Source organism: Neisseria sp. HMSC070H10 (genome assembly GCF_001837635.1).
Taxonomy (GTDB): Bacteria; Pseudomonadota; Gammaproteobacteria; order Burkholderiales; family Neisseriaceae; genus Neisseria; species Neisseria subflava_A.
The window spans coordinates 1-12,041 of record NZ_KV833361.1; the positions used below are offsets into that span (position 1 = coordinate 1).

11 protein-coding genes are annotated in these 12,041 nt (G+C 48.7%); 7 read left to right on the top strand and 4 right to left on the bottom strand.

Annotation, left to right across the window (positions count from 1 at the left end; all coding sequences use genetic code 11):
- Nucleotides 1-226: 226 nt before the first annotated feature.
- The 3 genes from HMPREF2606_RS02545 to mltG form a co-directional block, all read right to left on the bottom strand.
- Complete coding sequence (locus tag HMPREF2606_RS02545) at nt 227-1,507, bottom strand: malic enzyme-like NAD(P)-binding protein (RefSeq protein ID WP_083315927.1); 1,281 nt, start codon at nt 1,505-1,507, stop codon at nt 227-229.
- A 263-nt stretch (nt 1,508-1,770) separates the two neighbouring features.
- Nucleotides 1,771-2,397 carry a dTMP kinase gene (gene tmk, locus HMPREF2606_RS02550; RefSeq protein ID WP_070712034.1) on the bottom strand — a complete coding sequence of 209 codons (627 nt, stop codon included), beginning with the start codon at nt 2,395-2,397 and terminating at the stop codon, nt 1,771-1,773.
- A 67-nt stretch (nt 2,398-2,464) separates the two neighbouring features.
- Nucleotides 2,465-3,460 (bottom strand): endolytic transglycosylase MltG, encoded by a 996-nt coding sequence (gene mltG, locus HMPREF2606_RS02555; protein WP_070712033.1) that lies wholly within the window; start codon nt 3,458-3,460, stop codon nt 2,465-2,467.
- Between the two features lie 115 nt (nt 3,461-3,575).
- Between mltG and ampD the strand changes: the two genes are divergently transcribed.
- From ampD to galU, 4 genes are all read left to right on the top strand, one after another.
- Nucleotides 3,576-4,142 carry a 1,6-anhydro-N-acetylmuramyl-L-alanine amidase AmpD gene (ampD, locus tag HMPREF2606_RS02560; RefSeq protein WP_070712032.1) on the top strand — a complete coding sequence of 189 codons (567 nt, stop codon included), beginning with the start codon at nt 3,576-3,578 and terminating at the stop codon, nt 4,140-4,142.
- Nucleotides 4,143-4,319: 177 nt separating this feature from the next.
- Nucleotides 4,320-5,588 carry a cell division protein ZipA C-terminal FtsZ-binding domain-containing protein gene (locus HMPREF2606_RS02565; protein ID WP_070712031.1) on the top strand — a complete coding sequence of 423 codons (1,269 nt, stop codon included), beginning with the start codon at nt 4,320-4,322 and terminating at the stop codon, nt 5,586-5,588.
- Nucleotides 5,589-5,728: 140 nt separating this feature from the next.
- Nucleotides 5,729-8,197: an NAD-dependent DNA ligase LigA gene (ligA, locus tag HMPREF2606_RS02570; protein ID WP_070712030.1), complete on the top strand. Its 2,469-nt coding sequence runs from the start codon at nt 5,729-5,731 to the stop codon at nt 8,195-8,197.
- A gap of 127 nt (nt 8,198-8,324) precedes the next feature.
- Entirely contained in the window at nt 8,325-9,188 is an 864-nt protein-coding gene (gene galU, locus HMPREF2606_RS02575; protein ID WP_070712029.1) for a UTP--glucose-1-phosphate uridylyltransferase GalU, read from the top strand.
- Nucleotides 9,189-9,242: 54 nt separating this feature from the next.
- Here the strand turns inward: galU and HMPREF2606_RS02580 are convergent, their stop codons facing one another.
- The gene (locus HMPREF2606_RS02580) at nt 9,243-10,739 is read right to left on the bottom strand and encodes a TrkH family potassium uptake protein (protein ID WP_070813845.1); all 1,497 of its coding nucleotides are present in this window, start codon (nt 10,737-10,739) and stop codon (nt 9,243-9,245) included.
- 173 nt (nt 10,740-10,912) lie between these two features.
- On the opposite strand from HMPREF2606_RS02580, the gene HMPREF2606_RS02585 reads away from it, so the two are divergent.
- The 3 genes from HMPREF2606_RS02585 to HMPREF2606_RS02595 all read left to right on the top strand — a co-directional run bounded on the left by HMPREF2606_RS02585 (nt 10,913) and on the right by HMPREF2606_RS02595 (nt 11,962).
- The gene (locus tag HMPREF2606_RS02585) at nt 10,913-11,188 is read left to right on the top strand and encodes a type B 50S ribosomal protein L31 (RefSeq protein ID WP_049328620.1); all 276 of its coding nucleotides are present in this window, start codon (nt 10,913-10,915) and stop codon (nt 11,186-11,188) included.
- Entirely contained in the window at nt 11,188-11,313 is a 126-nt protein-coding gene (gene ykgO / locus HMPREF2606_RS02590; RefSeq protein ID WP_003685279.1) for a type B 50S ribosomal protein L36, read from the top strand. The genes HMPREF2606_RS02585 and ykgO overlap by 1 nt, the downstream gene beginning before the upstream one ends.
- 241 nt (nt 11,314-11,554) lie before the next feature.
- A complete protein-coding gene (locus tag HMPREF2606_RS02595) occupies nt 11,555-11,962 on the top strand; it encodes an MliC family protein (RefSeq protein ID WP_070461602.1) in 408 nt (135 codons plus the stop codon).
- Nucleotides 11,963-12,041: the final 79 nt, after the last annotated feature.

The following is a 12,041-nucleotide window of genomic DNA, read 5'->3' on the forward strand; positions in this document are numbered from 1 at the left end:
CCCTAAATGTCTTAGTAGGAATTTAGGGGATTTTAGGGGATTTTGCAAAGGTCTTGGCCTATCTTAGAAAGCAATCCATATGCCCACATCTCTGTTGAATCAGCAGATTATTATGTCCTTCATTCCGATTGCTGCATTAAACCGTTTCTAAAATACCCAATAAACAAAAATGCCGTCTGAAATACAACTTTCAGACGGCATTTTCAATTAAACACTACTTACCGGATTACAATTTCAAACCGGCCAGTTTAGCAGCATACGCATCCAAATCGGCGATTGGACGTGTAGCCACGCCGCTTTCCATAGCTGCTTTAGCGGTAGCAGAAGCAACGCGCGGCAACAGGCGGGAGTCGAATGGAGTAGGAATCAGGTATTCCGCACCGAATTCAAATTTCTTACCGTAAGCAGCAATCACTTCTTCAGGCACTTCTTCCATTGCCAAGTCAGCCAAAGCGTATACGCAAGCGCGTTTCATTTCTTCATTGATGGTGGTCGCGCCGACATCCAATGCGCCACGGAAGATGAACGGGAAGCACAATACGTTGTTTACTTGGTTCGGGAAGTCTGAGCGGCCGGTACCGATTACCACATCCGGACGGGTTTCTTTTGCCAATGGAGGCAGAATCTCCGGATTTGGGTTTGCCATAGCGAACACGATTGGTTTTTCTTTCATGGTGTTCAGCATTTCTGGAGTCAGCAGGTTTGCACCGGACAGACCCAAGAAGATGTCTTTACCTTTAACGGCATCAGCCAATACGCGTTGACCGTTGTCTTCGATGGCGTAGAACTGTTTGGACTCGTCCATACGGTCTTTATCTTCGCGGGTTTTATAAATCACGCCTTTGGAGTCGCAGACGGTTACGTTTTCACGTTTCAGACCCAAATCCAGCAATTGGTTCAAGCAAGCAATCGCTGCGGCACCTGCACCGGAGCACACCAAAGTTGCTTCTTCAATTTTGCGGCCGGTATAACGCAAAGCATTCAATACAGCGGCAGCGGTAATGATGGCGGTACCGTGTTGGTCGTCGTGGAATACAGGGATTTTGCAACGTTTGCGCAATTCACGTTCGATGTAGAAGCACTCAGGCGCTTTGATGTCTTCGAGGTTGATACCGCCGAAAGTCGGTTCCAAAGAAGCGATGATGTCTACCAATTTTTGTGGGTCTTTTTCATCGATTTCGATATCGAATACGTCAACGCCGGCGAATTTTTTGAACAATACGCCTTTGCCTTCCATTACAGGTTTACCGGCCAATGCGCCGATATTGCCTAAACCCAACACTGCGGTACCGTTGGAAATTACGGCAACCAAATTGCCTTTGGCAGTGTATTTGTAGGCATTTTGCGGATCGGCATGGATTTCCATACAAGGAGCAGCTACGCCCGGAGAGTACGCCAACGCCAAGTCTTTAGAAGTAGCCAGAGATTTGGTTGGGGTAACGGAGATTTTGCCCGGCACGGGGAATTCGTGGAACTGCAGGGCGGCTTCTTTTAATGAATTTTCCATTTATCAATCCTGTTTGCGAGAGAGATTTTACAGCGAACAAGTCTGAAACATGTTGCTTCAGACGTTTAAAATTCCTAAAGTCGGGTTGTTAACAGACCGGCTTTGTAATAGGCCGTAATTTTATCATGTTCTTTTGGTGGCGCATACCGATATTTATTACATTTGTTTTGATATTTCATTTTATTTGGTTTTATGTCTAAAAACTTCTGTAATAATATTTCTTCACCACATCACTCTTCTTTCAGACGGCATTTTATTTAGACTTAAACATTCAATCCAAAATAACTGTCTAGCGCGGTTTCAATCTGATTTTTTACCGCGTCCAGACTTTGGCTGCTGTCGATGACGGCATAGCGTTCCGGCTGTTCGTTAGCACGTTGCAGATATACTTCGCGCACCCGATTGAAAAACTCGGCTTCTTCTTGTTCAAAGCGGTCTTTCTCACGCGTTTGGTTGATGCGTGCCATTGACACTTCTAAAGGCACATCCAACAGCAAGGTTAAATCTGGGCGGAAATCGCCCTGTACCCAATGCTCAAGCGTGGCAATATCTTGCAAGGGAACGCCTCGTCCGCCTCCTTGATAGGCAAACGTTGCATCGGTAAAGCGGTCTGAAACGACATGCGTGCCGTTTTTCAGGGCAGGTAAAATGACTGTTTCCAAGTGTTGCTGTCTGGCTGCAAACATCAGCAGGGTTTCGGTACGCAGGCTGACTTGGGTGGCAGGATTGAGCAGGATTTCACGCAATGCTTCTCCGGCCGGAGTGCCTCCCGGTTCGCGCGTAAACAATACGGGCAGTTTGTGTTTCTCAAACCATGCTTTCATTACGGCGAGGTTGGTGGATTTACCTGCGCCGTCTATGCCGTCAAGGGTAATAAATCTGGGTTTCATATGGATATCGTCAATTTAAAGGCCGTCTGAAACAGGGATTATAAATGTTTCAGACGGCCTATTCGGTTTATTTCTTCAAAATATATTTGCGTACGGCAGCGTTGTGTTCAGAAAGATTGTGGCTGAACTCGCTCAAGCCCGTACCATCCATTTTTGAGACGAAATACAGATATTTTTCATCAGACGGATGACCCGCCGCTTCAAGCGCGGCCTTGCCGGGAAGCGCAATCGGCGTCGGCGTCAAACCGCTGCGCGTATAGGTATTGTAAGGCGTATCGCGTTGCAGGTCGGCTTTGCGGATTCTGCCCTTATACGCATCACCCATACCATAGATGACAGTCGGATCGGTTTGCAGGCGCATGCCGATATTCAGGCGATTGACGAATACTGCGGCCACATGGGCGCGGTCGTCTTCGTGCGCGGTTTCTTTTTCAATCAAACTCGCCATAATCAGCATTTCGTACGGATTTTTATAAGGCAGGCCGCTTTGACGGTCGTCCCATGCTTCTTGCAGGTTTTCCCGCATTTTACGGTAGGCGATTTTGTAAATTTGAAGATCGCTGCCGCCGGCATCAATTTCGTAACTATCCGGGAAAAACTGTCCTTCAGGATTGTTGCTCAAGGCATCGGGTGCCACTTCGGCCATCAGTTTTTCATCGCTCCAACCGCGCGTGTCATGTGCAATGTCGGCAGTGTTGTCGATAATACGACGCATTTGGGCAAAACGCGCACCTTCCAAAATTTGCACGCTGACCGAGTCAGGACGGCCTTTTTTAATGCGTTTTAAAATATCCCAAGCCGATACTTTGGCAGACAGGCGGTAAGAACCGGCATTAAGTTGGTTGTGTACGCCCATCACATATGCGGCGGCTACCAGCACATAACGGTTATATACGATGCCGTCTTGAGCCAGTTTGCGGCTGACGGAAGAGATACCCTGGTTTTTGGTAATGGTAATACGGTATGGTTTGCCGTTGTTTTTCGGGACAAACAACAATGCGGCAACCACGGCGGCAAATGCCGTCAAAAATACGGCCAGCCATTTCAACAATTTTTTCAGCATGGTAGGATTCTTGGTTTGTGAACGTGTCGGGCGACAGTATAACCGAAAACAAGCGCACTAAGCCTGCCACCTTCCCCAACGTATGTTTTCCTACACCGAAAGGCCGTCTAAAACCATGAATTCCCCTTCAAAAAACATTTGGCAAAACGGCCGTTGGCTGAATGCACGCCAAACCCATTCGCCCAATTTCAGCCCGCGCGAACCGGATGAAGACATCTCTTTGGTTGTCCTCCACAATATTTCCCTCCCTCCTTTTGAGTACAACACGGGTGCGGTGGAAAAATTGTTTACCAACCAAATCAACCCTGACGAGCATCCTTTTTTCCGCATCATCCATACCTTGCGCGTCTCCAGCCATTTTTTCATCAGCCGTAAAGGTGAAACCATCCAATTCGTTTCCTGCGACGACATGGCCTATCATGCCGGCGTATCGTCGTTTCAAGGCAGAGAAAAATGCAATGCCTTTTCCATCGGTATTGAATTGGAAGGCTGCGATTTCGAGCCTTTTACCGAAGCACAATACACCAGCCTGCAAGCCTTGCTGACCGCCATTTCCGAGCATTACCCGATTCAGGCCGTTACCGGTCATCAGGACATCGCGCCAGACAGGAAAACCGATCCCGGGCATTTCTTCGATTGGCCACGCCTTCAAAAAGCAGGTTTCCCCATCCGGCACGGATAACTTTCAGACGGCCTGAACAATGATTGGCAGACATAATGCTGTCACAACCGTTTATTTTCGTTATAATTCAGCTATTCATTCGGACGCATAAAGTCCGGCTCCAGCGAACTTCCCGCGCAGCAAGATTCCGCACCCTGAAAAAGACGGAATGCTGCCTTTTTAAAAAGTGATTACTCCATGATTTTCATCGTCTTAGCCCTCGCCGCTCTTTTGGCGGTCATCGGTTACAACATGTACCAGGAAAACCAATACCGCAAACAAGTGCGCGAACAATTCGGCCATTCCGATAAGGATGCACTTTTGACCAGCAAAACCAAGCACGTCCGCGACAGCAAAGAAACCGGCGGCCAAGGTTTGTTTATCAAGAAAAGCAAAAAAACCGAAGAGGCATTGCGCAACCTGCAAGAGCAAGATGAAATCTACGCGGCAAAAGCCAAACTGGCCCACCCTGCACAGCTTAAAACCGATATTGAGCTGACCATGGAAGACGACTTTTCCGCAGAAGAAAAAGTCCAACACACCGTTATCGGTTTGAACAACGAAATTACTATAAATCCTGCCGAAGCCGCTTCTGCTCCAGTAGAAACCGCAGCCGAGCCTGTGGCACAAGTACCATTGATCAGCTTGGATGAATTGTCTCAAGTCGAGTTGCCTTGGTTTGACCCGCGCTTCGACTACATGGCCTACATCTCCCTGAAACAAGCCCAAGAATTGCACGCCCTGCCGCGCCTTTCCTCTACCCACCGCTTCCAAATCATCGGTTGCACCATGGACGACCATTTCCGCGTTGCCGAGCCGATTCCAGGCGTTTACTACCAAGGCTTCGTTATGGGTCTGCAAGCTGTCAGCCGCAACGGTTTGGCAGCGCGTGAAGAGTTGCAACACTTCGACCAACAGGTTGATGCTTTTGCCCAACTGATGGACGGCAAAGTTTTGCATACCGACTTGGACGCGTTCACCGAAGTCGCACAAGCCCTCGACCAATTCTGTGCGCGTGTTGACCAAACCATCGCCATTCACTTGGTTTCCCATTCCAACATCAGCGGCGTAGAGTTGCGTGCCGCTGTGGAAGATACAGGCTTCAAACTCGGTGAAGACGGCGCGTTCCACTTCGGCGACAACAACAATCCTCAATTGTTCTCCATCCATACTTTGGACAACAAACCGTTTACCAATCCTCTGTTGGACAACCAAGCCTACCGCGGTTTCAGCATGCTGTTGGATATTCCGCATGTTCCTGCCGGTGAAAAAACTTTCGACAAATTTATGGACTTGGCAGTCAAACTCTCCGGCCAACTCAGCTTGGATTTGGTTAACGACCAAATGGAAGAAGTTTCCACCCAATGGCTCAAAGACGTACGCAACTACGTTTTGGCCCGTCAGGAAGAAATGCTTAAAGTCGGCATCAAACCCGGCAGCAAACAAGCCCTGCGCCTGTTCTCTTAAACTTCCCCAATCAAAAAGCGGATATGCAATGACGGCATATCCGCTTTTTTTCAGGTAAAATCCCTTCATCTTCAATATTCATCGATTTTCAGACGGCCTCTCTATCATCAGGCCGTCTGAAAACTCTATTTCTATTGCTCATGAATCCGACTGAACAACGTATCAAATACCTGACCGACCTCCTCAACCGCTATGCCTACGAATACTACACCCTAGACGCGCCCAGCATACCCGACGCCGAATACGACAAATTGTTCCGCGAGCTTGAAGCATTGGAGCGGAACTACCCCGAGTTCAAACTGCCTGACAGCCCGACCCAGCGTGTCGGTGGCGAGCCTTTGGCAGGCTTTGCCGAAGTGCGCCACGAAGTACCGATGCTGTCGCTGACCAACGCCTTCTCGCCACAAGATGAAAATGGCGTGTTCGACCATGCCGAAATGTATGCTTTTGATGAGCGCGTTCGTAGCGGATTAAACGGAGAAAAACCGGAATACGTTATCGAGCCTAAATTTGACGGTCTGGCCATCAGCCTGCTGTACCGCGACGGCGTATTGACTCAAGCGGCAACCCGTGGCGACGGCACCACAGGTGAAGACGTTACCCAAAACGTCAAAACCGTATCCAACATCCCCCTTCGCCTGCATGGAGAAAATATCCCCGAGCTTATCGAAATACGCGGCGAAGTCCTGATGCTCAAAGCCGATTTTGCCGCTTTAAACGCACGACAGGCTGAAAACGGACAAAAACCTTTCGCCAATCCGCGCAATGCCGCCGCCGGTAGTTTGCGCCAACTCGATTCGCGCATTACGGCACAACGCAAACTGCATTTCTTTCCCTATTCCATTGCCCGACAACAAGGCGGTTTTATCGCAGAAGAACACCTGCAAGAGCTGAGCTACTGTAAAGAGCTTGGTTTCAGCCTGCCCGATGGTAATTTCGGCTGTTTCCAAAATATCGACGAAGTATTAGCATTTTACGAGCAAATGCAGCAAAAACGCCCTACTCTGCCCTACGAAATCGACGGCATGGTGGTCAAAGTCAACAGTCTGGCACAACAAGAAAAACTGGGGTTCATCTCACGCGCGCCGCGCTGGGCCATTGCCCACAAATTTCCTGCCGAAGAAGCATTGACCATTGTCGAAGCCATTGATGTACAAATCGGGCGCACCGGTGCAGTAACCCCGGTTGCCCGCCTGCAACCTGTATTCGTCGGCGGCGTTACCGTTACCAACGCCACCCTGCACAATCAGGACGAAGTATCGCGCAAAGACGTGCGCGTTGGCGATACCGTCGTCGTGCGCCGCGCCGGAGACGTTATTCCCGAGGTGGTGCGCGTGATTTTTGAACGCCGCCCAATGCAGGAGACCAATATTGCTGTTTCAGACAGCCTGCAAGACGATTTGTTTGCCGAAACACCTTCTAAAACGCAATCCGAACCACTTTACAAACCCTACCGCCTACCCACCCATTGCCCTATCTGTCACAGCGAAATCGAACGTGAAGAAGGCGAAGCAGTTGCCCGATGCAGCGGCGGTATGCTTTGCCAAGCACAACGCGCTCAAGGTTTAATCCACTTTGCCTCACGCAAAGCCATGGACATTGACGGACTTGGACAAAAACAAATCGAGCAACTGGTAGCGCAAGATTTGGTTCGTCATTTCGCCGACCTCTATCGCCTCGATATTCCAACCCTGCAAAAAATGAAGGAAACAGCGGATAAAGCATCGACTAATGAGGAAGAATCATTAAACAGTGATATTGAAGACTTTGAAAGCGAGACCGGCAATGCCCTGCTTAGCAAAACCAGTAAAAAACAGCCGACCAAATGGGCGGAAAACATCCTCGCAGGCATAGAAGCCAGCAAAACGCCTGAACTTGCCCGCTTCCTTTTTGCCCTCGGCATCCGTCACGTCGGCGAACGCACCGCCAAAACGCTGGCGCAGGCATTCGGTACGCTCGAACAAGTCCGCCATGCACCTGAACCCATCCTCGCCTGCCTGCCCGATATCGGTACGGTGGTTGCTCGCTCCATCGCCCACTTTTTTGCCCAAGAAGCGCAACAGGCGATGATAGACGAGCTGCTGGCTGCAGGTGTTGCCCCGCAAAGCCAGGCTGTCACTATCCCGCCGTTGCGCTATGCCGAGCCGCAACGCTGGATTGCCCGCCTGCCTGATTTTAAAATCAGCGAAACCAAAGCGCAGACCTTATGGGAGCTTGCCGGACAAAACATAGAAGGTTTGCAAACCGACAAAGCGTTGCCTGCCGATTGGCAAACATGGCGCAGTAAACCGCAAAACGCAGCCCTGCTTGAAAATATGAAAACTTTCTTTGCTCAAACGCTATCTAATCTTCAAGATGAAACGATTTCAGACGGCATCAATGAGACCATAGCAGGAAAAACCTTTGTATTAACAGGGACTTTACCCACGCTCAAACGCGACCAAGCCCAAGCCATGATTGAGGCTGCAGGCGGTAAAGTTTCCGGTAGCGTATCCAAAAAAACCGACTACGTTGTCGCTGGAGAAGCCGCAGGCAGTAAATTGGAAAAAGCCCAAACTTTGGGCGTGGCCGTATTGAGCGAAGAAGAATTACTGACGTTGCTGGGATAAGACAGTATCTATGACTAATCCTCCTTTTCAGACCATCTGATACTTTATCATGTGGTATTATAATTACATACGACTACATCTTTACACTTTTTGGGGTATAAACCCACAGTTAAAATAGGATAATAATATGAAACCCATTAAAAAATGCGTCTTCCCCGTTGCCGGTATGGGCACCCGTTTCTTGCCTGCAACCAAAGCCAGCCCCAAAGAAATGCTGCCTATCGTGGACAAACCTCTGATTCAATATGCAGTTGAAGAAGCGGTTGAAGCCGGCTGTACTGAAATGGTGTTCATCACCGGCCGTAACAAACGCAGTATCGAAGACCACTTCGACAAAGCATACGAGTTGGAAACCGAATTGGAATTGCGTCAAAAAGACAAGCTGTTGGAGCACGTTCGCGATATCCTGCCTCCCAACATTACCTGCATGTACATCCGTCAAACTGAAGCATTGGGTTTGGGTCATGCCGTATTGTGCGCGCAGGCTGCCGTTGGTAACGAGCCTTTTGCCGTTATTTTGGCAGACGATTTGATTGACACGCCTAAAGGCGCGTTGAAACAGATGGTTGATGTGTACAACCAAAGCGGTAACAGCATTTTAGGCGTTGAAACCGTTGATCCTTCTCAAACAGGCTCTTACGGTATCGTTGAAGTTGAAAAGCTGAAAAGCTATCAGCGTATCACCAACATAGTTGAAAAACCCAAACCGGAAGAAGCGCCTTCCAACCTTGCTGTTGTCGGCCGCTATATCCTGACTCCGCGTATTTTTGACTTCTTGTCCAACCTGCCTCGCGGTGCCGGCGGCGAAATTCAACTGACAGACGGTATCGCCCGCCTGCTTGACCATGAGTTTGTCTTAGCTCATGCGTTTGAAGGTAAACGCTACGACTGTGGCAGCAAATTGGGTTACCTTGAAGCAACCGTGGCTTATGGTTTGAAACACCCTGAAACTGGCGAACAATTCAAAGAATTGCTCAAACAATACGCTTAAGCCCAGCCATTATAAAAAGGCCGTCTGAAATTTCAGACGGCCTTTTTCTCACACTTATTTCTTCCAATACGCCGGAGTAAACAAAATTAAAACAGTAAAAATCTCCAAACGTCCCAACAACATCACCGCCGTACACAGCCACTTCTGTACATCGCTCAGCGCGGCGTAATTATGCGACGGACCGACTGCCCCCAAACCCGGCCCTGCATTGGTAATACAGGCAATGACTGCCGTAAAGGCGGATAAAAAGTCCAAGCCTGCCGCCATCAGTAAAAAGCTGAATACAATGACCGTCATAAAATAAATAAAGATGAACGACATGACAGTCAGCGCCATGCGATCCGGAATAGAACGGTTGTTGACCTTTACCGTACGAACCGCGCGTGGGTGCAACAAAATCAGCATTTCGCGCAAGCTGAATTTGAACAATACCAACGCACGCACGTTTTTAATACCGCCCCCCATAGAGCCTGAACTTGCCAATACGTTCGACAGGAAAAACATCCACAACGACACAATCAGCGGCCATTGGGCAAAGTCAGCATTGGAGAAACCGCTGGCCAATCCGATGGACACAAAGTTGAAGCTGACAAAGCGTAAAGCTTCGCCAAGGCTTTGATAAACATCCTGCTGCCATAAATACAATGCCGAAATCAAAATACTGCCCGACAAAACCAGCAACATGGAACGGCATTCCTCATCTTTCCAATACACCTGCAAAGAGCGGTTGCCCAACGCAGTAAAGTGGCTGGCGAAATTGATACCGCCCCAGACAGTAAAAAACATCAACGTCCATTCGACTGCTACAGAATTGAAATATGCAACGCTGTCATCATGTGTCGAAAAACCGCCCAAGGCCACAGCCGACATCGCATGGCACAAGGCATCAAACCAGCCCATACCAGCAATATGCAAGGATACAAAAGCCGCAGCAGTTGTCAGCGCATAAGCAAACCAAAGCCGTTTGGCCACTTGCGAAATACGGGGAGCCATCTTGCTTTCCTTATCCATACCCGGAATTTCCGCTTTGAAGAGCTGTGTCCCCCCCACGCCCAACATCGGCAAAATCGCCACAGCCAGCACGATAATACCCATACCGCCAAGCCAGTTGAGCATGTGCCGCCAAAAATTGACCGACGGATCCAGCGTATCCAAGCCGGAAATCACTGTTGCCCCCGTTGTCGTCAGCCCCGACATCGCTTCAAAAAACGCATCGGTGAAACTCATGGACGGCATATAGAAATAAATCGGCATCGCCGCCACGACGGCAAAAGCCAGCCATAGCATCAATACCAGGGTAAATCCGTCACGCGGCCGCAATTCACGGTTGAAACGCAAAGTCAGCACCCAAGTAACGCACGACACCAGCAATACCGTTAAAGCCGTGTAGGCAAACACGAAAAACGCGCTGTCGTGATAAAAATACGACATCAGTGTCGGCACAGCCAACAGCAGTGAAAACAACAGCCCCAGCTTGGACAATACATGGATAATCGGCACAACCTTACTTACCGCACCACCCAATCTGAAACCCTTATGCAAATACATCATATCCCTATCATCAGAAAACAAAATATTCAGACGGCCTCATGAAAAAAAAGCCGTCTGAAACAGCATATTTTATCAAAATGCCGCAACCCCGTGATAAAGAAAAACCAAAAAACACTTGCCTGCTCTTTTTCTAAGAGTATAATGTTATACTATAACACTCACTGGAGAAAGAAATGAAACCCGATATCCACCCAGACAACTATCGTACCGTCCTGTTTTACGACAGCGGTGCAGACCAAGGATGGCTCATCCGTTCATGTGCCAATACCCACGGAAAAACCATGGTTTGGAAAGACGGAGTAGAGTATCCCCTCTTCTCTCTTGATACCTCTTCCGCGTCCCACCCCGTATACACAGGCAAACAACGCAACGTCAATATTGAAGGCCGCGCCAGCAAATTCAACCAACGTTACCAATCCATGATGTCTTCTTTCAGAAAGGATAAATGATGCAAGTCCTCTCATCCCTGAAAACTGCAAAAAAACGACACCGCGACTGCCAAATTGTCCGCCGAAAAGGCAAAGTGTACGTCATTTGCAAGAGTAATCCCCGTTTTAAAGCACGCCAGCGTTAAGCTGTTCTATCCTTCTTTCAATGTAACTCTCTGAATTTTCCGCACTTTCGTTTACCTCTAGCGCAAGTGCGGCTTTTTTTCAAACGGCATTAATCATTCATATCAAAACTACAAAGAATCCTGCCATACTCCCGAAAACAGGAAGAAAAAGTAAATAATGGTTATCCCTATTGTGAAGCCATAAAGATATTTATAACATGCCGCTACATTCTTCCTTCAACACTGACCATAGGAGTCAAAAATGAAAGTAAAAGCCCTGCTTGCAATTGCCGCCGCCATGAGCCTCGCTGCCTGCGCCGCACCTGAAGCCCATCGCCATGACCATGGTCAACGTCATGAGCACAATCATGCACACGAATATGGCCACCAACATCATGACATGCACAACCATGGCCGTGTTCAATCATTCAGCTGCGAAAACGGCCTGTCTGTACAAGTCCGCAACCTGAGCACCAACCAAGTTGAACTGCGTCTGGACGACAAAGTTGCCACCCTGTCTTCTGCCGTTGCAGGTTCAGGCGAACGCTATGTTGCCAACCAAGGCCTGTTCGGCAAAGGCGCTGAATGGCATCAAAAAGGCAGCGAAGCATTCTTCGGCTTCACTGACCCATACGGCAACAAAGTAGAAACTTCTTGCTCTGCCCGTTAATTTCTACTAAGCAATAGAATAGCTAAAGGCCGTCTGAAAACTTGTTTCAGACGGCCTTTTATATTGGATAAAACGAAAG

Excerpts from the sequence above, each read along its gene's own strand:
- ampD (WP_070712032.1), top strand. The coding sequence starts at position 3,576 with ATGAATTCCCCTTCAAAAAACATTTGGCAAAACGGCCGTTGGCTGAAT.
- HMPREF2606_RS02595 (WP_070461602.1), top strand. The coding sequence starts at position 11,555 with ATGAAAGTAAAAGCCCTGCTTGCAATTGCCGCCGCCATGAGCCTCGCT.
- HMPREF2606_RS02545 (WP_083315927.1), bottom strand. The coding sequence starts at position 1,507 with ATGGAAAATTCATTAAAAGAAGCCGCCCTGCAGTTCCACGAATTCCCC.
- HMPREF2606_RS02565 (WP_070712031.1), top strand. The coding sequence starts at position 4,320 with ATGATTTTCATCGTCTTAGCCCTCGCCGCTCTTTTGGCGGTCATCGGT.
- ligA (WP_070712030.1), top strand. The coding sequence starts at position 5,729 with ATGAATCCGACTGAACAACGTATCAAATACCTGACCGACCTCCTCAAC.
- ykgO (WP_003685279.1), top strand. The coding sequence starts at position 11,188 with ATGCAAGTCCTCTCATCCCTGAAAACTGCAAAAAAACGACACCGCGAC.
- galU (WP_070712029.1), top strand. The coding sequence starts at position 8,325 with ATGAAACCCATTAAAAAATGCGTCTTCCCCGTTGCCGGTATGGGCACC.
- tmk (WP_070712034.1), bottom strand. The coding sequence starts at position 2,397 with ATGAAACCCAGATTTATTACCCTTGACGGCATAGACGGCGCAGGTAAA.
- HMPREF2606_RS02580 (WP_070813845.1), bottom strand. The coding sequence starts at position 10,739 with ATGATGTATTTGCATAAGGGTTTCAGATTGGGTGGTGCGGTAAGTAAG.
- mltG (WP_070712033.1), bottom strand. The coding sequence starts at position 3,460 with ATGCTGAAAAAATTGTTGAAATGGCTGGCCGTATTTTTGACGGCATTT.
- HMPREF2606_RS02585 (WP_049328620.1), top strand. The coding sequence starts at position 10,913 with ATGAAACCCGATATCCACCCAGACAACTATCGTACCGTCCTGTTTTAC.